This window comes from Erwinia sp. Leaf53 (assembly GCF_001422605.1).
GTDB lineage: Bacteria > Pseudomonadota > Gammaproteobacteria > Enterobacterales > Enterobacteriaceae > Erwinia.
In genome coordinates, this window is sequence record NZ_LMLK01000004.1 from 47,690 (window position 1) to 70,410 (window position 22,721).

Here is a 22,721-nt window from a genome sequence, read left to right on the forward strand (position 1 = left end):
CCTTTACAATATAAAAGACAAAAAATTGTTGAAATCGGACATGTTATGCCACGGATAGATGCAGACGAACCCTTTGATCCCGACGATTACCGCAACGATGTGCTGGGCATCGCCTCCGGGCTGGCGCAGCACGACTCGGGCATGCACCAGCATGCTAAAGGGCAGCTGCTGTTCAGCCAGCAGGGTTGTATGCGCATTACGCTCAACCAGAGTTTTTCACTGCTGCCGCCGGGGCGGGTGGCGTGGATACCGGGAGGCGTGCCGCACCGCGTGCAGATCCAGGGCGTGGCCGGCTACCGCTCGGTGTGGCTGGTGCAGTCGCGGTTTACCTCTCTCGCCGGTCACGTTGAGATCGTCAGCGCCAGCCCGCTGCTGCGCGAGGTACTGGAACGCATCGCCTTCGCTGAATTTAACACCGACTGGCGGCAGGGGGCGGCGGCAAACCTGCTGGCGGTGTGCCTGGACGAGCTGCAGGCCGCACCGCGCGAGCTGACCACGCTACGGCTGCCCGTCGACCGCCGCCTGCGGGCGCTGAACGCGATGATCCTGCCGCCGCCGCTGCATAGCCTGGCGCGCAGCAGCGGGGCCAGCGAAAAAACCATCAGCCGAATTCTGCTGCGCGAAACCGGGCTGAGCTATCAGCAGTGGCGACAGCAGTGGCGGCTGATAAAAGCGCTGGAGATGCTGGTGGCGGGGCAACCGCAGGCTGAGATCGCCGCCGCGCTGGAGTTTGCCAGCGACAGCGCCTTCTCGGCCTTTTTCAGCAAGATGACCGGCCGTTCACCGCGGGCGTATCTGGCGCAGCGGCCCTGAAAAGGTATCGCGAGAATGTCGGGCGGGAGATATTTAAATGACCACAACCGTACAATGATATCGCCAGTTTTTGCCACCCGGCAGGCGGGTTTCTGAATGCGTTACTCTTTGAGTATTCTTCCGGAACCTTTACTCAGTTGAATCTGAATGTTGAGTGATTGTATTTTGTATCTGATTTTATTGAACTTTATCTAATCAATTTTTTCAGTATGTACACTCTTATGTACACAGAAAACAGACGCTATACTGAAAATGCCACTTAATTGAGCAACGCAGCGTGACCACTGCATCCAGACAGTGTGTTTATCGAACAGCTCTATCTCGTGCGCTGCAATGAGTCTCTCAACTTTCCGAGGTAAGCGTGCGCATTCCATCTTTTCCGCCATGTAGCGCTTCATTTCAGCAATGCTGGGAGCGTCTGGTAACGTACAAAGAAACCCTCTTGCCATTAGCTCATCCCTTAAATCTTTGGAGTAGACACGAAGCCTCTCGAAAGGATTTCTCATCTCTAGAAGATGTGCCAGCATCAAAGCATTACCGTTTTTGCTGGTGGGTGTAGCGTTTGGTCTGTAACGGGCCTCAATACGCAAGAATTGCTGATGCTCATCAAAATTAATCTTAATGAATTTACTTCTTTCCATGAAGACAAGTTTTCCATCACTCCGAGCATTTACCTTTCCATAAAAAAGGATATGTAACAGGGAACGACAACTACCAATCCTTAACCCAGGCAAACCATTTTCTTTATCGAAGTAAGCTGTTTTACCTGCACGGTCTAAGCCCCATAAGTAATCATCTAACTTGCAGTTGTAGACATCGAGAGCTACATCTATTTGCGTAACCCAAGCTCGTTCAAGTAGTGTGTAAAAGATCCTACCTAATCGACGGTCTAACCACGATAACAAATGATCTATTTGCTCTGATGTAGAGTGCTGAGGGCGGAAATCTAAACGTATTCCTCCTGTGGAACGATTTATTGGTGAGTAATCGATGCGCAACAGTACGGGGGAGTTTCTTTCTTTTTCTCTAATCAGTAATGCTTTTCGATAAGGTTTTTCGTCGTTGTTTCGGATGTACTGAACTCGATATTTTTTAAATGAATTGTTTCTCATTTTTTTTAGTTTGGTATATGTATTTTTCCTTTCTTCAATGTTTTCGAAACAGCTTACAATACTGAGTTTATCAGCTCTCATCTTTAACATTTGATTTCTGGCATTCATGCCAATATCAAGCGAACAACAAAATTCTATGTTGCGTTTGTTGAGTTTCATTTATATCCTTAACATCAATAACTATTGGTATGGGATAGTGAGTATCGAATCAGATAATCACTATCTCTATAGGTGTGCATATAACGTGCTATTAGAGCGATGAGTTTTGTACTGAATTTATTCTTGATTCTGATAGCGGTACTTTTTGACGGCTGGCTATCCATTGCAGTACTTCTTCTTCTCTCCACGCAACTGAGCGAGAAACGGCGTTAGCATCATCCAAACCACCAGTTAAACGAACAGGCTCAGGGAAATGGCCTGCTTTGATTTGGCGATAGAGAGTAGCGCGTGAGAAAGCGCAATATTCGAGGACTGTTTTCAGTTTGATCAGACGTGAAGCATTCATCGTAAAAACCTATTCGATTTACGCATCCAATTGATGCGAATCTCCTTTACAGATTTTCGAAAATGCTAAATTTTTGTGTTAAAAGAGGTAGTCTGATCATCAGAACTCACCAAAATCACTTAAAATGGCTCCAAATGCCCGAAAAAATGGAAGTCTGACGATCAGACTATGCTTGGCTTTTAGTCTGATCATCAGACTGAAATCTTGACAGCCATCGCCTAATGAGTAGTCTGATCGTCAGGTCTAGACATGAGGTATAAGGATTATGTTAAGAGTGGAAAAACGTTTGAAAGAGGATGAAAGATTGAAAGAAGATGAACTGGCGGCGCAACGTCAGAAGAACATCGAGTATCAAAATATACGCAAAGAACGACTGGAAGAGTTAGGGGAATACAAAATATCAATCAGGCTTAATGGTGCCGACTATGAGAAGTTAGCTGATCTGTGTGAGACTATTGGATATCGACGGCCACAACCAGGGATGCGTAATATAATAGAAACCTTATCCGGGGCGATGAAATATCTTATCCGTGAAGAAAAAGATTCTAAATTATATCAACCTAAATCACCTGCGGCTAAAGAGTTATATGGCTTGTATAAAACTGTCAGTCATTTAAAATATGATTTGGGATTGGAAGACAAAAAAATAACGAAAAAGCTTAATGAGGAAAATGTTAGAACACCAATTAATATAGTCGCTGATAGTGATGGTGGCTATTGGAAGGTGAAGTCTATAACGCGGTTGCTTGATAAGAAAATTCTTCTGAAAAGACTGTCAGAATTAGATGGAGAAGATGAATAACTTATACTTATTCATCATATAATAGGATAAAAAGACCATTGTTTATTTTTATTGCTTGGTGTATTTATCAAGAAACATGATCAATATGCGTCTTTGCTCATGTGTTAAGCGAGGCCATATATTGTCAAGACGACTTTTTAAGTCTGAATCTTTTACTGGAGCAAAATCCTGCTGTTTCGGAGTGATGTTTTCTAACGTCGAGAAGCAATCTATGAAAAACCAGTTAATCGGTGTGTTGAGTTTAACTGCGATATTAACGAGATGAGCTACATTTATCTTGTTTGTCCCGCGTTCATAACGTGAAAGCTGTTGATGGGAGATGTCAACAAGTTCAGCCAAGTGCTGTGCGGTCATACCTAACTCTTTACGACGCAGTTGAATGCGTTGACCTACCTGTTTGTCTGCACTATCAGAGGGTAACTGGGCCATAAATCTACATCACTTCTTGAAAATGTCTATAGATGGAAGTTTGTGCCCATTTTTCTCTTGTATGAACATCATCTATGGATTATAAAGGTGTTTTGCGCATCTATGGACAATCAATGGTGGTGACGTGAAGGAAGGAAAGGTGGTTTGTTAAGATTTTCTGCTTTTTCAGACATCAACCTTCTTATGTTGCTCTATAAGAGGCACTTCCTGTAAAGATATAACAAAAATATACATTAAAATCATCTTTGGCATTTATCATGAAAGCACAGGAAATATTGATTATTGAATCACGTAGTGATCAAGATATTTATGATGGAAGAGGTGAGGGGGAAACATTAAATAGGGTGCTAAAATTACAGGGGGTTAATGCTCGAAATATAGAGATAACTAATGAAAAGATGCTTATCAAGGCGTTAAAGATAGCACAAAAAGAAAAAATAAAATACGTCCATATCAGTGCTCATGGATTAGATAAAGGGTTTATTCTGACAGATAATGTAATTATCACATGGAAAGACTTAGATCAGTTGGCATGGCCATTACTAAGAGGGAAATGTGTTTGTTTCTCCAGCTGTTCTGTTGGAAAAGGAGTGGGGGAGTTATTTACTCTGCACAAAACTTTTTGTAGTGTGATTGTAGCCCCTACGAGAGATATTAGTTGGGGGGAGGGTCTGGTAGCATATTCTACGTTCTACCATCGGGTGCAAAAACAAGAAAGTTCGTTTTCAAATAATGTTAAAGTAATGAATCATGTTGTTGGTGCAGGGACATTTAGACTTATTAGTTCACCTTCCAATGCAAACAGTTAATTTTCTCACAATATAGCACAAATCTATAATCGAGGTTTTATCATGAAAAAGTTCATGCGTAAGAAAGCATTTTATATCTTACCTTTAATTATTAGTAGTGCTGCAAGTTATGCGGCATCTTTCGATTGTTCAAAAGCGAGTGCGAGTTATGAGCAAATCATTTGCTCTGATAATGTACTAAATAGGATGGATGAAGCATTATCAAATAACTATCGTGCAGTTATGAATTCTGACCGTTCACAGCGCATCAAAGAGCTTCTTAAAAAAGATCAAATTGCATGGCTTAATAAAAGAAACGCTTGCAATGAGTATTCGTGCATCAGAAGTTTATACGAATGGCGAGTAGATGCGATTTGTGAGCAATACGGTTCCTTTACAGAAAAATCAAGTTGCATATCTACTAATGACATTAGTAAACAGATTAACAGAGAACGGGAACAAGCAAAGCAGGAAGACCAAGAAAATAGAATTCCATCAAGAGATGTATTACAAAGTTTAGTTAACAAATATTCATCTGAGGTTTCTAATCTTGGATTTTCAAAAAAACAACTATCATCATCAATATATATTAGCTTATCTTCAAGTTATGTTCGATACTTCTCTCTGCAAGAATATCTATCTTTAATGTTTGATACGCCGGGTCTCAAGTCAATCACTAGGATTGATAATGATGATTACTTTGGGTTTCAATTGAAAGTGGCAGGAAGCCCTTCTACTGGATTCACTTTCAAAGTAGAAGATGATGAATTATATTTAAATGGTATAGTTAATGGAAACAATGTTATTGAAGTAGTAACGGCAGGTCAAGCAAACCAACTTTCCAACACATTCTATGTTTATGCCGTTCAGGTACTGAATAGGAATAATGCAAAACTGTAGTCGGTAAACATTTATTCACTTTATAAGGTAAGGTTAAATAAGAGTATGGTGAAAAAATGGATTGTATTTTTTTTGTTGTATTTTAGTTTCTCTATGGCGCATGCAGATGAATACGTTAATAGTAATGGTGAACTAACCTTTTTGCAGGATCATGGGTTTGCTGCATTTCATATAAAATCATCAAATGCTAGTACTTCTAGTGTTTGTAATATAGATGCCCTAGCTGAATCTGTTGATACAGCACATGGGCAGCGAAGTCGCTGGGTTTATAGTGACTCATCAAGTGCGTGTGTAGCGATTATAAGCGAGTTGAAAGATGGTTCAATTAATGTAATAACTCGTAACTGTCATAGCTATTGCGGTAACTCTTCTTTCGATTCTATGAATGGGAAGTATATTAAAAAATAGTCATTTGGCAAGTATCCATACAATGTAAGGTACTTGCCGTTTTATGTTGACATATAGCATCCCGTTAAAGTAAGGAAATATATTCTTATTTTCTTAAACCCTTTGAAGGGATTATTACCCCTGGTCCGAAAATCATGACTTCAGAACCTTCACGTTTTTCTTGTGCAGTATAGCTAAGAAAATATTCTTCTTGTCGATAAGCAGAGTAAATATTCTTGATCTCTTCTGCATTATCATAAGATACAATCCAAGGGTGTTTAACTTCATCTAATTTTTTACAAATAGCAACATGATCTTCATGGTTGTAGAAGTTTCTATATAGACCAGATCCCTTGTGATAATAAGGGGGGTCCAAATATAAAAGTGTATTTTTGGGTAGGTTTTTCACAACGTTATCCATTAATACAATTGCATCATGGTTGTGTACATTTATCCTTGAACCAAAGGCACCTATCATTTGAATTCTTGATATTAAATCTGATTTATTAAATCTAACATCTAAGGTCCATTTCCCACTTTGATTTTTACCACCGATAACCCCAGCTTTTAATATTCCAGATCGGTTGGTTCTATTCAGGAAGAAAGTAGATAATGCAACGTCAACAATATTATTGTTGTCGATATCATTGATAATATTCTTCTGTAATTTCCATTGCTCAATCGTAACAGGTACTTTTGAAATTGCAGAACAAAGCTCTTCTGTATTATTTACAGCTGCATACCAAAATGAATAAATGGCAGGATCTAAATCATTGATATGTATTCTCGAAACAAACTCATTAAATAATAGATCTAAGGCAACACCAGCTCCACCAGCATAGGGTTCAACATAGTGCCCATCATTAAGATCATTGGCCTCGATAAGTCGTTTAAGGTAGTAAGAAAACTTGCCTTTACCGCCAGGATAACGTAGTGGTGTTGAATAAATTGATTTTTTCATATCATAAAAACTGTTTAGTATGCCAACTTAGAGAACAGTTTAGCTTAACTGCTGTAAGTTGGCTAGTATGTTATGGCCAGATTGCTTTAAGCATAGGTAGATATTCTTCAGATATATCTTTTAGTTCAGATGGCAACGGAGAACTTGCAGTGCTATGAACAAACTGATTCAAATGGTCTACAGACCCAACTGTTTGAGTTCCTGCAGCTCGACGGCTTATAGCTTTGGATTCTTGTTTTGTTATAAGTCCAGCAGAATCTAAATGTTTTGCAATAGAGGCTATTTTTATCGAAAGTTTATCATCTTCTGTGAGTGGTTTGTTATTATCATGTCTACAAACTCCATTGTTATCATGTGCCACTCTTCTCCTATAATCATCACAGCTTAATTCAAGGAAGACTCTAAATGTAATTGCTGTGGCGTTCGGCACCCGTTCTACTTCGAGTTTGAATCGCAGTTCTCGATATATTTCATTGATTCTACTATTAGATATGTTAAGTGACCATGGAATAAGGAATTTTCGGCTTTTTGATGATCCTTTTGCCTTTGTTTTAATGCCATTTTCGCCGCCCGGTTTTCTGTCTCCTTCCTTGTTATTATCTGCTCCATGTTTTTCTGAGTTAGGTCTATCCTCCTCTTCAGGGGTTTTATTTTTATGGGATCCGTTACTATTTGCATAATCATCTGGATCAATGCTTGATTCGGTCGATTTTCTATAAAGATAGTCTGGACTTAGTTCTTTTGGTATATGACTTAAGAATCTATTTCTGTCTTCGTCACTTCGTACATCATTAACGTTGTATCCCTCATGTCGGAACATACGTATAGCGAACTCAATAGAGGGTGCGGAAATAACTAATTCATATTTGAATTTTATTTGACGATCTTTGATATATACTGCAAATGCATCCTGAGCACGCTTTGAAGAAAACAGACGAGAGAGTGTAGTAACTGGAATTTGATAAATATCACCAATAACTATTTCATTGAATATTTGAGGGTTATTCTTTACTACCTCTCTTATTTGTCGCCCTACAGATTCAATACCTGTTTGCCTCGATCTGCGCTCATCACGGATATCGCTATCCCATGGAACACGCCCAGCTCCACCGTTTTGGCCGGTGTGTTTGAGTTCAATCCAAACATCACCATCCTCTCTAGAAGCTACCACGCTGCATTCGATTTCATTAGGGAAGTTTCCCAAGATTTCAGTGTGGGCCGTTAAAAAATCTTTGTAGTACTTTTCTTGTGTACACAAATCAGGATGCTGTAACAACTTTAAGGCTGTTAGCCTCCTGTTCCCTTCAAGTACGATGTAGTTCCCCTCATCATCAGGAGTGACAAGCTGTAATTCTGTGGGATCTAGACCATAGATAGCTATGTGCTCAGCAAGCTTTAGAATTTTCTTTGCATCTTCCGGATCTGCAAGCATCAATTCTATAGCTTCACGTTGATTTTTCGCAATATCACCTCCAAATCTGACATTTTCTTGGTCAAGTTTTATGAGGTTAAAATTTAATAATCGTATATCTCTTTTCACGGATAGGCATCCTTACTGTGTGTAGATTATATAATCTATCAAAGCAGTTTGTTAATAGGAAGCCTCATTGCAATGTGATCTCCTACACATACTCTCCACTAATCCGTTAGAGACCTAATAGTGAACAATATGAATTTTATGTAGAAGAACAATCACCATACAAACTAATGGAGCTAGTTCACTCTTAGAAGAGGATCAAAAGCACCGCATAATTTGCGATGCCATTGATTTAAATCATTTTTTCTTTACTAAACCAGCCGCTGCGTTAATGACCTCCGCTCCGTTCAATGTACTGTTTTTAATGAATTGCTGTGGTGTCTCATTGACAGCATTAGCTGCTTTGTTGATTTTTTCTGTCTGATTGACACCAAAACCGATTTTGTACAAATGGTTTGGTTTTGTAGGTTTATTTTTAGGCGCTGCCATTGGTATCACCGTTGTTGATCTTGTCAGCACGTCGGTTGGTAGTTACTTTGATGAACCGGTTAGTAGTTACCGGTTTACCCGTAGTAGCAGTCATAAGGTTACGTGCTTCATCGATCAATTTCGATTCTTCTTCAGTGAAAGACACACGTTGCTGTCTTGACATGCGGTACTGCTCTCCCATAAAAGCCTCCTTCAGGCGGTAAAAAGGAGGTTCTTATATTGGGATTGCATGAGTCATTTTCAACCAATCTTCTTACTATAATTTTCCAGATTCGGAGGTGTTTTGAGCTTGTGACTTAGTGCAGACCTATTCTTTGTTAGCGATTATGCGGTGATATTAGCAACGCTTGGCATATACCTCACAGTTAACTCGGTCATATGCTCATTTTTTAAACGTTACATATCATCAACTGCATAGTGCTATCAAATTCATTTATTTCTATATTAATCAGGAAGTTACACCATTTCTCTAATGCTTGCCTCCTCTCTTTGTAGTACTGATAACGATTATAAATCCCTTCAACCCCTTTAATTCTGTGGTTAAGGCAGCGCTCTGCAACTATCGGGTCAACACCTAGCGCCGCAAGATGCGATCTAGCGGTGCGTCGAAAATCATGAATTGTAAAATTAGGTATGTCGGGGAGGTTAAATTTTACCTTGCTCAATGCGACAGGCAATGTGCTTTCCTGAATGTGGGGGACCATCCGGTGCTGCATTTTTCTTGCAGGAAGCACCCACTGACTATTATATGACATTTGGTGTAGTTCTTTCAGCCATTCAAGCGCCGGTGCTGGAATAGGGATATCGATAGCATCACCATTCTTAACCCTCTCAGCCGGTAAGTGCCAGACAGCTTCGTTAAGATCGAACTCTTCCCAACGTGCACCACATAGCTCCATCTTACGGCAGCAGAATACCAGAAGAAGTTTCATTGTAAGCTCGTTCTGACGTGAGAAACCTTTTGTCATTGGCATTGCCTGCAAGAACTTCACAAGCTCTTCACGGCTTAACCAACGATCCCGGCTTTTTTCTTGGCCACCAGCATCATCGATTTCAAATGCGCCCGTAGGATTTGTTTCCAGCATATGCCGTCTTATTCCGTAATCGAAAATACGGCGAGTCCATCTCAAAACATCATTAGCTACAGTAGGCGCGCCACGCTGGACAATTTTTTGCAACATGTCGTCAATGTGTCTGGGGCGCACATCTTCAATTTTGAGATGGCCTATCGTCGGATTGATATCCTTGTCGATACGACGACGCAGGATGTCTGGATGCTTCCAGCGATTGAGGATTTGACGCTCGAAGTATTCGGCAGCTAATTCTGATACGCGTAGTGCATGTTTTTCTTCCTCCATCTTCTTCAATGCTTTCGCTTTGCGTTCTTGTTTTTCTTCCGCAACATCATAACCCAAAGCGACACGAGCTGACTGCTCTCTGGCTGTCTCACGTGCTTTAGCGATTGATAGTTCAGAGTATGTCCCTATAACCATTGCCCGCTGTTTGCCTGCAAAACGATAGCGAAAACGCCAAAACGGTATGGCATAGTTCTTCGGGAAGCATAAGTACAGCCCACCTCCATCAGATCGCCCTTCAAAACGCTCACCTGACTTAATCCATGTTCTGATTTGTATATCTGTCAGTTTTGCCATGCTCATCCAGTCTCATTTTTGTGTACATAAACCGTGTTTTATACCTGCTGCTGTGTACATGCTTATGTACACATGAAACACGCGCTGTAGTGATACGACATGAGACTATATAAAACAAAAAGACCATTATTTACAATGGTCTTTTTGTCCTATTGCGACTTAGTGAGACAGGTTAAGATCTTATGTAACACTACTCGATATTCTGAATCTGCTCGCGCATCTGCTCGATCAGCACCTTCAGCTCAATGGCTGAGGTGGTGATCTCGGCGTTGATCGACTTGGAGCCCAGGGTGTTCGACTCGCGGTTGAACTCCTGCATCATAAAGTCGAGGCGGCGGCCGACGGCCTCCTTCTTCTTCAGAATGTTGTAGGTCTCTTTCACGTGGGCTTCCAGGCGGTCCAGCTCTTCCGCCACGTCCACGCGCTGCGCCAGCATCACCAGCTCCTGCTCCAGCCGGTTATTCTCCAGCTGCACCTGCGCCTCTTCCAGACGGCTGACCAGCCGCTCACGCTGCCACTTCAGCACGTCCGGCATATGGGCGCGAACTTTAGTGACTTCGGCGCTGACGCCCTGCAGACGCTGTTCGATCAGCTGCTTCAGCGCCGCGCCTTCGGTTTCCCGTGCGGTGATAAAGTCGTCGATGGCTACGTCCAGCGTGCTCAGCAGCTCTGCGGAGATAGCGTCCAGATCCTGTTCGGCGGCGGACATCACGCCCGGCCAGCGCAGAATATCCAGCGGGTTGATCTCACCCTCATCGCTCTGCAGCTTGACCCAGTTAGCGGCCTCAACCAGCTGAACGGCCAGTTTCTCATTCAGCACCAGCGCGCTCTGGGCGCGCGGGTCGGCGTCAAAGCGCAGGCTGACTTCAATTTTACCGCGGGTCAGGCGGTTGCGAATACGCTCGCGGACCACCGGCTCCAGGCCGCGGAACTGTTCCGGCAGGCGCAGATAGGTCTCCAGATAGCGCTGGTTGACGGAACGGAGCTCCCAGGCGGCGCTGCCCCATTCGCCTTTGGTTTCTCGCCGTGCGTAGGCGGTCATGCTGCGGATCATTGTGCGTACCCGTTGGTATCAAGGAATCAGGCAGCGAGTATAACGGCGCAGGCGGTGGCTTAACAGGCATTCAGTGAAATGCCGCCGTAAACGCCGCTGTTTTAGCGACAGAATTTTAGATGCTTCCCGGCGGGCGGCCTGCTAGTGTGGCGATCGCCGCTATTTAACCGATTAATCAGGAGCCCCGATGTTGATACGTAGCGTTATTTCCGGCGTGCTGCTGCTGGCGCTGGCCGGCTGCAGCGCACCCGCCCGCCAGGCGCCCCCCGCCGCGGCCTGCGTCCGCGGTGATGCGATGGTGCAGACCACGCTCTACTTCGGCCTGAACCGCCCGCAGGGCGCGGCGATTACCCCGGCAGAGTGGCAGAAATTTGTTGATGATGACGTCACGCCGCGTTTCAAGGCGGGGCTGACGGTGTTTGCCGCGCAGGGGCAGTGGCTGGGCGATGACGGCAGGCTGGCGCGGGAAGAGAGCCGGGCGCTGATGCTGATCCACCCGCTGGACCAGGGCAGCGAGCAGGGGATAGAGGCGCTGCGCGCGGTCTATAAGCAGCGCTTTGCGCAGGACTCGGTGATGCGGGTGGATGCGCCGGTCTGCGTGGCCTTCTGACGCTTAGCCGGCAACGGCTGCTGACGGGCTAGCTGGCGTAAACCGCCGGTTTACGCCAGCTAGCCGTGGCCGGATGCCAACACCGCCGCCCGCAGCAGGCAATAGCCAGGCTGGCTAACGCCGCCGGGAACAGCAGGCGGGATGCCAGGCCAGCCAGTGCCGCCGGAAGCAGAAGGTGACACGCCGGGCTCACCCATGCCACCGATTGACGTTTACAGCACCAGCCCGGCAAACGCCGCCGACAGCAGGCTGACCAGCGTCGAGCCGTAAATCAGCTTCAGACCATAGCGCGACACCACGTTGCCCTGCTGCTCGTTCAGTCCCTTAATGGCTCCCGCCACGATGCCGATCGAAGCAAAGTTGGCGAAGGAGACGAGGAACACCGACAGAATACCCAGCCCGCGTGGTGACAGTCCGGCGGCGACCTTCTTCAGCTCAATCATCGCCACAAACTCGTTGGTCACCAGCTTGGTGGCCATAATGCTGGCCGCCGGCAGCGCGTCAGCGGTCGGAATGCCGATCAGCCAGGCGAAAGGCCAGAACACGTAGCCGAGGATCTGCTGGAAGCTGATGCCAAACAGGCTGGCAAACACCGCGTTAACCATGGCGATCAGCGCGATGAAACCAATCAGCATCGCAAGGATGATCATCGCCACCTTAAAGCCCGCAAGAATGTACTCACCCAGCATCTCGAAGAAGCTCTGGTCTTCGTGCAGCTTCTCAAGACGGATTTCCGGCTCATCCCCTGCCGGCGTCGGGTTGATGATCGACAGAACGATAAAGGTGCTGAACATGTTGAGCACCAGCGCCGCCACCACGTAGCGCGGCTCAATCATCGACATATAGGCACCGACGATCGACAGTGACACGGTGGACATCGCTGCCGCCGCCATCGAATAGAGGCGGCGCGGGGAGATGTCTGCCAGGATACCTTTATAGGCGATAAAGTTCTCCGACTGGCCGAGGATCAGCGTGCTGACGGCGTTAAACGACTCCAGCTTGCCCATGCCGTTGATTTTCGACAGTACGGTGCCGAAGAAGCGGATCAGCCACGGCAGGATTTTCAGGTGCTGCAGAATACCGATCAGCGCGGAGATAAACACGATCGGGCACAGTACGCCAAGGAAGATAAACGCCAGACCCTGCGAACTCATGCCGCCAAACACAAAGTCGGTCCCCTGGGCCGCGTATTTCAGCAGCACTTCAAAGAAGCTGGAGACGGCCGAGACCACGCTCAGGCCGCCGGACGCGTGCAGGAAGAACCAGGCCAGCGCCGCTTCAATCACCACCAGCTGCAGCAGGATGCGCGGGCGGATTTTTTTACGGTCGTTACTGAACAGCAGCGCCAGGCCGAAGATAATGGCCAGGGCGAGCAGAAAATGGAAAACAGAAGTCATTCGCGGGTTCCAGCGAGTCAGTCAGAGAAGAGGGGCATTTAGCCACATTTCACCGCACTTTACATCCGCTGGCCACGGCAGTTGCAGAAAAAGTGATTAGCATTCCGTCACCTGCATAACCGGATGCGGCAGATGTCGCCACATCCGCGATGGCGTGCGCCAGCGTGATAGGCAAGCCGTAGTGAAATCCGTATAATGCGCAGCCATTAAACCAGCCAGCCGGAGATACATCATGCGTCCATCAGGCCGTAGCGCACAACAGGTTCGCCCCGTCACCCTGACCCGTCATTATACCAAACATGCAGAAGGCTCTGTGCTGGTTGAATTCGGTGATACCAAAGTTCTCTGCACCGCTACCATCGAAGAGGGCGTACCGCGCTTTCTGAAAGGCCAGGGCCAGGGCTGGGTCACCGCAGAATACGGTATGCTGCCGCGCGCGACCCACAGCCGTAACGCCCGCGAAGCCGCCAAAGGCAAGCAGGGCGGCCGCACGCTGGAGATCCAGCGCCTGATCGCCCGCTCGCTGCGCGCCGCTATCGATCTGAAAGCGCTGGGCGAGTTCACCATCACGCTGGACTGCGACGTGCTGCAGGCGGACGGCGGCACCCGTACCGCGTCGATCACCGGCGCCTGCGTGGCGCTGGCCGACGCGCTGAATCACCTGGTCAGCATCGGTAAGCTGAAGGCTAACCCGATGAAAGGCATGGTGGCGGCGATCTCCGTCGGCATCGTCAACGGCGAAGCGCTGTGCGATCTGGAGTATATCGAAGATTCCAACGCCGAAACCGATATGAACGTGGTGATGATGGAAGATGGCCGTATGATTGAGGTACAGGGCACCGCAGAAGGTGAACCCTTCACCCACGACGAGCTGCTGGCGCTGCTGGCGCTGGCGCGCGGCGGCATCGACACCCTGGTGCAGGCGCAGAAAGCTGCGCTGACCGACTGATTATTGCAGGCGACCTGAGGGTCGCCTTTTTTTTGCCTGAATTTTGAGGAAGCCCATGATGAAAGCCTGGCAGCGTCAGTTTATTGAATTCGCCATCAACAAGCAGGTTCTGAAGTTCGGAGAATTTACCCTGAAATCAGGGCGTAAGAGCCCCTATTTCTTCAACGCCGGCCTGTTTAACACCGGGCGTGACCTCGCGCTGCTCGGACGTTTTTACGCCCAGGCGCTGGTTGACTCCGGGATTGATTTCGACCTGCTGTTTGGTCCGGCCTATAAAGGCATTCCGATTGCCACCACCACCGCCGTGGCGCTGGCGGATCACCACGACCGCGACGTGCCGTACTGCTTTAACCGCAAAGAGGCGAAAACCCACGGCGAGGGCGGCAGCCTGGTCGGCAGCCCGCTGCAGGGCAAAGTGATGCTGGTGGATGACGTGATTACCGCCGGTACCGCGATACGCGAGTCGATGGATATTATCTCTGCCGAAAAGGCGACGCTGGCCGGGGTGCTGATCTCGCTGGACCGCCAGGAGCGCGGGCGCGGCGAACTGTCCGCCATTCAGGAAGTGCAGCGCGATTACGGCTGCAGGGTGATTTCGATCATTACGCTGAACGAGCTGATCGGCTATCTGGAAGAGAAGCCGGAACTGACCGATCACCTGATTGCCGTGCGTGCCTACCGCAGCGAGTACGGGATCTGATCGACGGTGGGCCAGTAATACTGGCCCACCGCGTTACACCAGCTGGGCGGCGAACAGCGGCCAGCGCACCTCAAATTCCGCAGTGGGGCGATAGCGAAACTCGGAACGTACAAAGCGCGACAGCAGCCCTTCGCAGAAGGCGAGGATCTGGCTGGCCAGCAGCGTTTCATCGGTGCTGAAGCCTTCCCCCTCGCGCATTTTTTTCTCCCGCATTACCTGACGCAGCTGGGCTTCGATACGTTCGAACAGCTGGTTGATGCGCCCCTGCAGCCTGTCCTGTTCGAACATCAGCGCGTGTCCGGTCAGAATGCGGGTTAAACCCGGATTACGCTCACCAAACCCCAGAATGAGCTGAGTGATCAGACGCAGGCGCGGCAACGTCTCCTTCTCATCTTTCAGGATCAGGTTGATGCGCGTAATCAGGCTGTCTTCAATAAATTCGATCAGGCTGTCAAACATCCGGGTTTTGCTGGGAAAATGCCGGTACAGCGCCGCTTCCGAGACGCCGACGCTGGCTGCCAGCTTGGCGGTGGTGATCCGCTGGCTGCCGTCGCTGGATTCCAGCATCTGCGCCAGCGCCTGCAGGATCTCCTCGCGACGATTCCTTTTCGCACTCTTTTTTTCTGTCATGCCTTAAAAGACCCCTGAAAACATCACCATAAACGGGCAGAGCCCACGCAATATCCGTGAGCGGGGGCTCACGGTGACAAATGATTAGGCTATCGTCGTGACGGAAACGGGAAAAGGTTACTGGCGGCCTGAATGACCGAAGCCGCCTTCACCGCGCACGCTGGCATCAAAGTCGTTCACCAGGTTAAATTCAGCCTGCACCACGGGGACAAACACCATCTGCGCGATGCGCTCGCCCGGCTCGATGATAAAGGTCTGCTGGCCACGGTTCCAGACGGAGACCATCAGCTGCCCCTGGTAATCGGAGTCGATCAGCCCGACCAGATTACCCAGCACCACGCCGTGCTTATGGCCCAGGCCGGAACGCGGCAGGATCACCGCCGCCAGCTGTGGGTCGGCGATGTGGATGGCCAGACCGGTCGGCACCAGCGTGGTCACGCCAGGCTGCAGTTCAACCGGCTGGTCGAGGCAGGCGCGCAGATCCAGGCCCGCAGAACCTGATGTGGCGTAGGTCGGCAGCGGGAAGTCGTTGCCCACGCGCGGGTCGAGGATCTTAACGTCGATTTTTTTCATCATAAAGGCCGATAATCTCATTCAGTAACTGTTGGCCCAGCAGGGGCTTGGGGGTGAGCGGTAAGGCTTTGTCGCCATCCTGCCAGTAAAGGTGTAACGCATTGGCATCACTGTTAAAACCCTGGCCGGCCTGCGCCACATCGTTGGCGCAGATCAGGTCCAGGTTCTTACGCAGGCGTTTTTGCTGCGCGTATTCTTCCACATTCCGGGTTTCAGCGGCAAATCCGACCACGTAAGGGCGGGCTTCGGTTAGCGCCGCCACGCCGGCGACGATATCCGGATTCTTCACCATCTGCAGGGTGATCTCATCCCCCTGTTTTTTAATCTTATCCCCGGCAATGGCCGCCGCGCGGTAGTCGGCTACCGCCGCACAGCCGATAAATATCTGCTGCTGCGCGGCGGCATCCATCACCGACTGCTGCATCTCCAGCGCGGTGGTGACGTCAACGCGCGTCACCCCCGCCGGTGTGGGCAGCGTGACCGGGCCGGCGACCAGCGTCACCTGCGCTCCGCGTGCGGCGGCGGCGGCTGCAATCGCAAAGCCCATCTTGCCGGAGCTGTGGTTCGAGATAAAACGCACCGGGTCCAGCGCTTCCCGCGTCGGGCCGGCGGTAATCATAATGCGCAGATGTTGCAGGTCGTTGACCGGCGTGGTCAGTTCTGCGGCCAGCGCGACGATCGCCAGCGGGTCGAGCATCCGGCCGGGGCCGATATCGCCACAGGCCTGGCTGCCGCTGTCCGGCCCCCAGACGGCGATCCCGCGCTCGGCCAGCACCATAAGGTTGTGCTGGGTGGCCGCCGCGCGGTACATCTGCTGGTTCATCGCCGGGGCAATGGCGATCGGCGCCGCCGTCGCCAGGCACAGGGTGGTGACCAGGTCATTGGCCATGCCGGCCGCCACGCGCGCGATCAGGTCGGCGGTGGCCGGCGCGAGGATCACCAGTTCGGCCCATTTCCCCAGCTCAATATGGCCCATAGCGGCCTCGGCTGCCGGGTCGAGCAGATCGTCGGAAACCGGGAAACCGGAGACCGCCTGCAGGCTGAGCGGCGTAATAAAGGCTTTGGCTGCGTCGGTCATCACCACCCGCACCTCGGCACCGCGATCGCGCAGGCGACGCACCAGCTCAGGGGTTTTATAGGCGGCGATACCGCCGCTGACGCCCAGCACAATCCGCTTTCCCGATAATCCCGTCATTTGCCGTTCACCTTTATCAATGGTTGCCGTGCCGTCAGCACCGTAATCTGGCTATTTTACCACACTCCGCCAGCGTGGCTATTTTGCACCAACGTTCTGACGACCGCCGCGTAAAACTCGGCAAAGTGCGATTTGAAACTACTGTATATAATGCCATGATAATGACCACTGAGGAAGCAGAGGTGGCGAATGGATAACAACTGGAATGGTATGGCACCGCGCGAAAAACTGATCGCGCACGGCGTGGAAACGCTCAGCGACTGTGAGCTGTTGGCGATTTTTTTACGTACCGGGATCCGCGGTCGGCACGTGATGAAGCTGGCCCAGCAACTGATGGCCGAGTTCGGCTCACTCTATCAACTGATGAACGCCTCGCGGGCCGAGTTCCGCGAGGGCAGCGGCGTGGGGGCCGCCAAGTTTGCCCAGCTTAATGCGGTGGCCGAGCTGGCGCGGCGCTGTTTCAGCTGCCGCGACGCCATCGCGAAGCGTTCGGTGACCAGCACCCGACAACTGCTCGACTTTCTGCAGGGCTCGCTGGCGCAGCAGGAGCGTGAAATCTTCCAGGTGGTGTTTTTCGATAACCAGCACCGGGTGATCCACGTTAGTGAGATGTTCAGCGGCACCATCAACAGCGTGGAGGTCCACCCGCGGGAAATCGTGCGTGAAGCGCTGAAACGCAATGCGGCGGCGATTATTCTGGCGCATAATCACCCGTCCGGCGTGGCTGAACCCAGCCAGGCCGACCGTGATATCACCGCGCAGATTGTTCGCGCCTGCTCCCTGATGGATATCCGCGTGCTGGACCATATGGTGATCGGTCACGGTCAGTATGTCTCCTTTGCCGAACGTGGCTGGCTGTAGTTCCCCTCTGCCTGGCGGGGGGTTACCGCCGAAAAACGGGGGCTGACCGGCCATTTCGCATGCAAACAGGATATTTTCCCGCGATCCTGAGGGATCTTTATCTGTTCGGGACTTGAGCACTCGCGCTACAGGGCGTATACTATGCCACCTTTGAGAATCTCGGGTTTGGCGTTTGGGCCTGCTCAGCGGGTTCACATAGAACTCGCCTGGATGGGCTTTTAAGTCTGACGAGGCGGCCAAAACCTTATTTTTAAAGCTCGAGCTGATTTGATTTTTGGAGAATAGACATGTCACGAGTCTGCCAAGTAACTGGCAAGCGTCCGGTGACCGGTAACAACCGTTCCCACGCAATGAACGCGACGAAACGCCGTTTCCTGCCGAACCTGCACTCTCACCGTTTCTGGATCGAGAGCGAGAAGCGCTTCGTTACACTGCGTGTATCTGCCAATGGCATGCGCGTAATTGATAAGAAGGGTATTGAGACGGTCCTGGCCGATCTGCGTGCCCGCGGTGAGAAGTACTAAGTTAAGGAATTGAAACATGGCTAAAGGTATTCGTGAGAAGATCAAGCTGGTTTCTTCTGCTGGTACAGGTCACTTCTATACCACCACGAAGAACAAACGTACTAAGCCGGAAAAACTGGAACTGAAGAAATTCGATCCAGTTGTCCGCCAGCACGTGATCTACAAAGAAGCTAAGATTAAGTAATTACTCTTAGTTGATGAAAAAACCCGGCTTCGGCCGGGTTTTTTTGTTTTCAGATTCCATACAGCAGCGGGCTGCCTGACGGGCTTCGCCGCGGAGGTGACAATGCCAGAATTACCTGAGGTTGAAACCAGCCGGCGCGGGATTGAGCCGCACCTTGTGGGTGCCACGATCCTGCACGCCGTGGTCCGTAACGGCCGCCTGCGCTGGCCGGTCTCGAATGAAATTCATGCGCTCAGCGACCAGCCGGTGCTCAGCGTGCAGCGTCGGGCGAAGTACCTGCTGCTGGAGCTGCCCGCGGGCTGGATTATCATTCATCTGGGGATGTCCGGCAGCCTTCGCGTGCTGGCGGAGGAGCAGCCGCCGGCGAAGCATGACCATGTCGACCTGGTGATGAGCAACGGCAAGGTGCTGCGTTACACCGATCCCCGCCGCTTCGGCGCCTGGCTGTGGTGCAGCGATCTGGCCGTCAGCCCGGTGCTGTCGCACCTCGGCCCCGAGCCGCTCAGCGACGCCTTTACCGCCTCTTACCTGTTTGATAAGTCTCGTGGCAAGCGTACGCCGGTGAAACCCTGGCTGATGGATAACCGGCTGGTGGTGGGGGTGGGGAATATTTACGCCAGCGAATCGCTGTTTGTTGCCGGGATCCTGCCCGATCGTCAGGCGGGTTCGCTGGATGAAGCCGAGTGCGGGCTGCTGGTCAGCACCATCAAAGCGGTGCTGCTGCGCTCCATCGAGCAGGGCGGCACCACGCTGCGCGACTTCCTGCAGAGCGACGGTAAGCCGGGCTACTTTGCCCAGGAGTTGCAGGTGTATGGCCGGGCGGGGGAGCCGTGCCGCGCGTGCGGCAGCCTGATAGTCAGTGCGAAGCATGCACAGCGCAGCACCTTCTGGTGCCCGCAGTGCCAGCGCTAGCGCGCCACGCGCGATAAACCGTGGGGCCTGAGCCGGTCAGCGTTTCGCCGGCCGAGCCTGATACATGCGTCAGTCAGAGCTTCGCCATCAGCGCCTGCCAGACCGGTGCGGGCAGAAACGCCTGCACCTCGCCGCCGTGGCGGGCCACCTCTTTCATCAGCGTTGATGAAACAAAAGAGTACTGTCCGGAGGGCATCAGGAATACGCTTTCCAGCGTCGGCAGCAGGTGACGGTTCATCTGCGCCAGCTGCATCTCATACTCAAAGTCAGACACCGCCCGCAGCCCGCGCACCAGCACGTTGGCCTGCTGTTCGCGGGCGAAGTTGGCCATCAGGTCGCTAAAACCAATCACTTCCACGTTGTCCAGATGGGCGGTGACCTCCGTGGCCAGCGCCACGCGCTCGTCCAGCGAAAACAGCGGCTTCTTGCTCGGGCTGGCGGCGACCGCCAGCACGATATGGTCGAACATCAGGGCAGCGCGGGTGACGATATCCAGGTGGCCGTTAGTCAGCGGATCGAAGGTGCCGGGGTAGATGGCTTTGGTGCTCATAGTCTGCCGTTCCTGGATGCATGATTGAGTGCCCAGAGGGCGGTGTATTTATTAAAGGTGTACTGGGCGTTGACTACCGCCAGCAGCCAGCCCTGTTTACCGTCAAGAAAACCGGCGCGCAGCACCAGCGTTTTCAGAAATGCACCGGCTGTATGGCCGAAAATTGACGCGATGCCACAGCGCCTGCCCTGCTGGTGGCGCTGCTTTGCCCAGGCCTCGGCGTAGGCGAACTGCTTCCACTGAAAGGCGGAGAAATCACGACAGGTGAGGTGCAGCAGATCGCCCTTAAGTGCCACCACCCGTGCGCCTGCCGTCGCCAGCGACTCATGCACCTGGTGGTCATTGTACTGGTAGCGGCGCGGATAGAGACGCGTAACGCGATCCGGATACCAGCCGCTGTGGCGCATAAAGCGGCCGAGGAACAGGTTGCGGCGCGGCAGGCTGTAGACGGTCTCTGCCGCCGGCAGCATCAGCGCCTGTTCAATCTCCTCGCGCAGCGCGGGCGTCACCCGTTCGTCGCAGTCGAGCATCAGGACCCACGGATGGCTGGCGTAGCTCTGTGCCAGCTGGCGCTGTTTGCCGTAACCGTGCCACTCGCTGGCGTGATACACCGCGGCGCCGTGGCGGGCGGCGATCTCCGGCGTGCCGTCGTGGCTGCCGGAGTCCAGCAGCACGATCTCATCGGCCCAGCTGACCGACTCCAGGCACTCGGGGAGCAGGTCAGCCGCATCTTTGGCAATCAGCACCACCGACAGTTTCTGACGTTGGCTCATGTTAGTGGTTCCGCTGTGGCAGATGAGGTTCCAGCAGGTGCAGCAGCCGCTGCAGCGCGCCCTGGTTCTGATGCAGCACGTCCACCGCGTGGCGGCCGTGATACAGGCGGTAATCTTCATCGGTCAGCAGGGTGCCGATCTCTTTATCCAGCGAGTCGGCATCCGTGACGGTGATCAGGCCATCCGCCTGCTGCAGGCGGGCGCAGATGTCTTTGAAGTTGAAGGTGTGCGGCCCCATCAGCACCGGAATGGCGTGGGCGGCGGGCTCCAGCGGATTGTGGCCGCCGCGCTCGACCAGGCTGCCGCCGACAAACGCCAGGTCGGCAATGCCGTACAGCAGCATCAGCTCGCCCATGGTATCGCCAATCACCACCTGGGTGGTGGCAGACGGGATCTCCCCGCTGCTGCGCAGCGTGTAGGTGAAGCCGCCTTTCTGCGCCAGGCTGCTGGCGGTAGCAAAACGTTCCGGGTGGCGCGGCACCAGGATCAGCAGCAGGGTCGGGAAGCGTGCCAGCAGTTTGCGGTGCGCGTCCAGAATAATGCTCTCTTCCCCTTCATGGGTGCTGGTGGCAATCCACACCTGACGGTGCGGCGCCCACTGGCGGCGCAGGGTGACCGCGCGGGCGGCCAGTTCCGGGGTGACGGAGATATCAAACTTCAGGCTGCCGGTCACCGCCAGCTGGGAACGTTTCAGGCCCAGGCCGATAAAGCGCTCACCGTCTTCCTGATTCTGCGCCGCGATCAGGGTAATGCGCTGCAGCAGGCGCTTCATGAATTTGCCAATTTTCTGATAACCCTTCGCCGAGCGTTCAGACAGGCGGGCGTTGGCAATCACCAGCGGTATTTTACGCGCGTGCAGCAGGGTGATCATATTCGGCCACAGCTCGGTTTCCATAATGATCACCAGCCGCGGGTTGACGGTATCAAGGAAACGGTTCATCGCGCCCGGCAGGTCATAGGGCAGATAAACGTGATGCACGTCTTTACCAAACGCCGAGCTGGCCCGCTCCGATCCGGTGGGGGTCATAGTGGTGACCACAATCGGCAGATGCGGGTAGCGGTGGCGCAGCGCGCGCACCAGCGGAATAGCCGCCAGCGTTTCACCCACGGAAACCGAGTGCAGCAGGATCCCATCCGGTTTGACCTTACCGGTGCAGAAGCCGTAACGCTCCGCCCAGCGCTTACGATAAGCCGGTGCTTTCCGGCCGCGTAACCAGAGACGAAGCCAGATCAGGGGCTGGATGAGATACAGCAAAACGGTATAAAGGGTCGTCATCACATTGTTTTTTCAGGTGAGCAGAGACTTGCGTCCGAAGAATGCCGAAAAAGAGAAATAATACGGCATGTTAGCAGATAAGTAACTTGTACTGCACCACTTCCCGGTTGCATGGCGGTAGCTGCGGCGGTGAGGGGACTGGCCTGCAGAGGAAAGGTACCATGACATATCAAGACGTTAGGGTTAAGTTTTTTGTCTGGTGAGAAATTTCTTATCTT

The 22,721-nt window shown here is 51.2% G+C and carries 28 protein-coding genes; 12 read left to right on the plus strand and 16 right to left on the minus strand.

Annotated features, from left to right (window positions below):
- Positions 1 to 45: 45 nt before the first annotated feature.
- Positions 46 to 813, plus strand: coding sequence for a helix-turn-helix transcriptional regulator (locus tag ASF13_RS05850; protein WP_056233560.1), 768 nt, complete (start codon positions 46 to 48; stop codon positions 811 to 813).
- Between the two features lie 191 nt (positions 814 to 1,004).
- On the opposite strand, the gene ASF13_RS05855 is transcribed toward ASF13_RS05850, so the two are convergent.
- Together ASF13_RS05855 and ASF13_RS23305 are read right to left on the minus strand one after the other, a co-directional pair.
- Positions 1,005 to 2,084, minus strand: coding sequence for a hypothetical protein (locus ASF13_RS05855; RefSeq protein WP_056233562.1), 1,080 nt, complete (start codon positions 2,082 to 2,084; stop codon positions 1,005 to 1,007).
- A gap of 91 nt (positions 2,085 to 2,175) precedes the next feature.
- Positions 2,176 to 2,430, minus strand: a complete 255-nt coding sequence (locus tag ASF13_RS23305; RefSeq protein ID WP_072166304.1) for an AlpA family transcriptional regulator — start codon at positions 2,428 to 2,430, stop codon at positions 2,176 to 2,178.
- 274 nt (positions 2,431 to 2,704) lie between these two features.
- On the opposite strand from ASF13_RS23305, the gene ASF13_RS05860 reads away from it, so the two are divergent.
- Entirely contained in the window at positions 2,705 to 3,232 is a 528-nt protein-coding gene (locus ASF13_RS05860; protein ID WP_235514952.1) for a hypothetical protein, read from the plus strand.
- 48 nt (positions 3,233 to 3,280) lie between these two features.
- Here the strand turns inward: ASF13_RS05860 and ASF13_RS05865 are convergent, their stop codons facing one another.
- A complete protein-coding gene (locus ASF13_RS05865) occupies positions 3,281 to 3,661 on the minus strand; it encodes a helix-turn-helix domain-containing protein (RefSeq protein ID WP_056233566.1) in 381 nt (126 codons plus the stop codon).
- A gap of 257 nt (positions 3,662 to 3,918) precedes the next feature.
- Between ASF13_RS05865 and ASF13_RS23310 the strand changes: the two genes are divergently transcribed.
- The 3 genes from ASF13_RS23310 to ASF13_RS23320 are packed head-to-tail and all read left to right on the plus strand — an operon-like array spanning position 3,919 to position 5,757.
- Entirely contained in the window at positions 3,919 to 4,470 is a 552-nt protein-coding gene (locus ASF13_RS23310) for a hypothetical protein (protein WP_072166305.1), read from the plus strand.
- A 42-nt stretch (positions 4,471 to 4,512) separates the two neighbouring features.
- Positions 4,513 to 5,349, plus strand: a complete 837-nt coding sequence (locus tag ASF13_RS23315) for a lysozyme inhibitor LprI family protein (protein ID WP_082502299.1) — start codon at positions 4,513 to 4,515, stop codon at positions 5,347 to 5,349.
- Positions 5,350 to 5,394: 45 nt separating this feature from the next.
- Positions 5,395 to 5,757 (plus strand): acyl-CoA dehydrogenase, encoded by a 363-nt coding sequence (locus tag ASF13_RS23320; protein WP_235514953.1) that lies wholly within the window; start codon positions 5,395 to 5,397, stop codon positions 5,755 to 5,757.
- An 85-nt stretch (positions 5,758 to 5,842) separates the two neighbouring features.
- Here ASF13_RS23320 and ASF13_RS23325 read toward each other — a convergent pair whose 3' ends face one another.
- The 6 genes from ASF13_RS23325 to ASF13_RS05885 all read right to left on the minus strand — a co-directional run bounded on the left by ASF13_RS23325 (position 5,843) and on the right by ASF13_RS05885 (position 11,369).
- A complete protein-coding gene (locus ASF13_RS23325; protein ID WP_072166307.1) occupies positions 5,843 to 6,697 on the minus strand; it encodes a DNA adenine methylase in 855 nt (284 codons plus the stop codon).
- Between the two features lie 70 nt (positions 6,698 to 6,767).
- Positions 6,768 to 8,237, minus strand: a complete 1,470-nt coding sequence (locus tag ASF13_RS23330; protein WP_072166308.1) for a hypothetical protein — start codon at positions 8,235 to 8,237, stop codon at positions 6,768 to 6,770.
- Between the two features lie 234 nt (positions 8,238 to 8,471).
- On the minus strand, positions 8,472 to 8,663 hold the full coding sequence (locus ASF13_RS23335) for a hypothetical protein (RefSeq protein ID WP_072166309.1): 192 nt from the start codon (positions 8,661 to 8,663) through the stop codon (positions 8,472 to 8,474).
- Entirely contained in the window at positions 8,650 to 8,844 is a 195-nt protein-coding gene (locus ASF13_RS05875) for a hypothetical protein (RefSeq protein ID WP_056233570.1), read from the minus strand. The genes ASF13_RS23335 and ASF13_RS05875 overlap by 14 nt, the downstream gene beginning before the upstream one ends.
- A gap of 208 nt (positions 8,845 to 9,052) precedes the next feature.
- Positions 9,053 to 10,315 carry a site-specific integrase gene (locus ASF13_RS05880; RefSeq protein WP_056233741.1) on the minus strand — a complete coding sequence of 421 codons (1,263 nt, stop codon included), beginning with the start codon at positions 10,313 to 10,315 and terminating at the stop codon, positions 9,053 to 9,055.
- 190 nt (positions 10,316 to 10,505) lie between these two features.
- A complete protein-coding gene (locus ASF13_RS05885) occupies positions 10,506 to 11,369 on the minus strand; it encodes a YicC/YloC family endoribonuclease (RefSeq protein WP_056233572.1) in 864 nt (287 codons plus the stop codon).
- Positions 11,370 to 11,556: 187 nt separating this feature from the next.
- On the opposite strand from ASF13_RS05885, the gene ASF13_RS05890 reads away from it, so the two are divergent.
- Positions 11,557 to 11,979 carry a DUF3574 domain-containing protein gene (locus ASF13_RS05890; protein WP_056233574.1) on the plus strand — a complete coding sequence of 141 codons (423 nt, stop codon included), beginning with the start codon at positions 11,557 to 11,559 and terminating at the stop codon, positions 11,977 to 11,979.
- Between the two features lie 212 nt (positions 11,980 to 12,191).
- Here ASF13_RS05890 and ASF13_RS05895 read toward each other — a convergent pair whose 3' ends face one another.
- Positions 12,192 to 13,376 (minus strand): NupC/NupG family nucleoside CNT transporter, encoded by a 1,185-nt coding sequence (locus ASF13_RS05895; protein WP_056233576.1) that lies wholly within the window; start codon positions 13,374 to 13,376, stop codon positions 12,192 to 12,194.
- Between the two features lie 232 nt (positions 13,377 to 13,608).
- Between ASF13_RS05895 and rph the strand changes: the two genes are divergently transcribed.
- Positions 13,609 to 14,325: a ribonuclease PH gene (gene rph, locus ASF13_RS05900; RefSeq protein WP_056233579.1), complete on the plus strand. Its 717-nt coding sequence runs from the start codon at positions 13,609 to 13,611 to the stop codon at positions 14,323 to 14,325.
- Between the two features lie 58 nt (positions 14,326 to 14,383).
- On the plus strand, positions 14,384 to 15,025 hold the full coding sequence (gene pyrE / locus ASF13_RS05905; protein WP_056233743.1) for an orotate phosphoribosyltransferase: 642 nt from the start codon (positions 14,384 to 14,386) through the stop codon (positions 15,023 to 15,025).
- A gap of 33 nt (positions 15,026 to 15,058) precedes the next feature.
- Here the strand turns inward: pyrE and slmA are convergent, their stop codons facing one another.
- The 3 genes from slmA to coaBC all read right to left on the minus strand — a co-directional run bounded on the left by slmA (position 15,059) and on the right by coaBC (position 17,423).
- On the minus strand, positions 15,059 to 15,655 hold the full coding sequence (slmA, locus tag ASF13_RS05910) for a nucleoid occlusion factor SlmA (RefSeq protein ID WP_056233581.1): 597 nt from the start codon (positions 15,653 to 15,655) through the stop codon (positions 15,059 to 15,061).
- A 117-nt stretch (positions 15,656 to 15,772) separates the two neighbouring features.
- Positions 15,773 to 16,231, minus strand: a complete 459-nt coding sequence (gene dut, locus ASF13_RS05915) for a dUTP diphosphatase (RefSeq protein ID WP_056233583.1) — start codon at positions 16,229 to 16,231, stop codon at positions 15,773 to 15,775.
- A complete protein-coding gene (gene coaBC, locus ASF13_RS05920) occupies positions 16,209 to 17,423 on the minus strand; it encodes a bifunctional phosphopantothenoylcysteine decarboxylase/phosphopantothenate--cysteine ligase CoaBC (RefSeq protein ID WP_056233584.1) in 1,215 nt (404 codons plus the stop codon). Before coaBC ends, dut begins: the two co-directional genes overlap by 23 nt.
- Positions 17,424 to 17,612: 189 nt before the next feature.
- On the opposite strand from coaBC, the gene radC reads away from it, so the two are divergent.
- The 4 genes from radC (at position 17,613) to mutM (ending at position 19,904) form a co-directional block, all read left to right on the plus strand.
- Entirely contained in the window at positions 17,613 to 18,284 is a 672-nt protein-coding gene (gene radC, locus ASF13_RS05925) for a DNA repair protein RadC (protein WP_056233586.1), read from the plus strand.
- A gap of 287 nt (positions 18,285 to 18,571) precedes the next feature.
- Positions 18,572 to 18,808 carry a 50S ribosomal protein L28 gene (gene rpmB, locus ASF13_RS05930; protein WP_056233588.1) on the plus strand — a complete coding sequence of 79 codons (237 nt, stop codon included), beginning with the start codon at positions 18,572 to 18,574 and terminating at the stop codon, positions 18,806 to 18,808.
- A 16-nt stretch (positions 18,809 to 18,824) separates the two neighbouring features.
- Entirely contained in the window at positions 18,825 to 18,992 is a 168-nt protein-coding gene (gene rpmG / locus ASF13_RS05935) for a 50S ribosomal protein L33 (RefSeq protein ID WP_001051798.1), read from the plus strand.
- Positions 18,993 to 19,094: 102 nt separating this feature from the next.
- Entirely contained in the window at positions 19,095 to 19,904 is an 810-nt protein-coding gene (gene mutM, locus ASF13_RS05940) for a bifunctional DNA-formamidopyrimidine glycosylase/DNA-(apurinic or apyrimidinic site) lyase (protein ID WP_056233590.1), read from the plus strand.
- A gap of 73 nt (positions 19,905 to 19,977) precedes the next feature.
- Here mutM and coaD read toward each other — a convergent pair whose 3' ends face one another.
- From coaD to waaA, 3 genes are read right to left on the minus strand one after another with little or no spacing between them, the layout of a single operon-like run.
- Positions 19,978 to 20,454 (minus strand): pantetheine-phosphate adenylyltransferase, encoded by a 477-nt coding sequence (gene coaD, locus ASF13_RS05945; RefSeq protein WP_056233592.1) that lies wholly within the window; start codon positions 20,452 to 20,454, stop codon positions 19,978 to 19,980.
- Entirely contained in the window at positions 20,451 to 21,227 is a 777-nt protein-coding gene (locus ASF13_RS05950; protein WP_056233594.1) for a glycosyltransferase family 2 protein, read from the minus strand. Before ASF13_RS05950 ends, coaD begins: the two co-directional genes overlap by 4 nt.
- A 1-nt stretch (position 21,228) precedes the next feature.
- Positions 21,229 to 22,503 carry a lipid IV(A) 3-deoxy-D-manno-octulosonic acid transferase gene (waaA, locus tag ASF13_RS05955; protein ID WP_056233596.1) on the minus strand — a complete coding sequence of 425 codons (1,275 nt, stop codon included), beginning with the start codon at positions 22,501 to 22,503 and terminating at the stop codon, positions 21,229 to 21,231.
- Between the last annotated feature and the right edge of the window lie 218 nt (positions 22,504 to 22,721).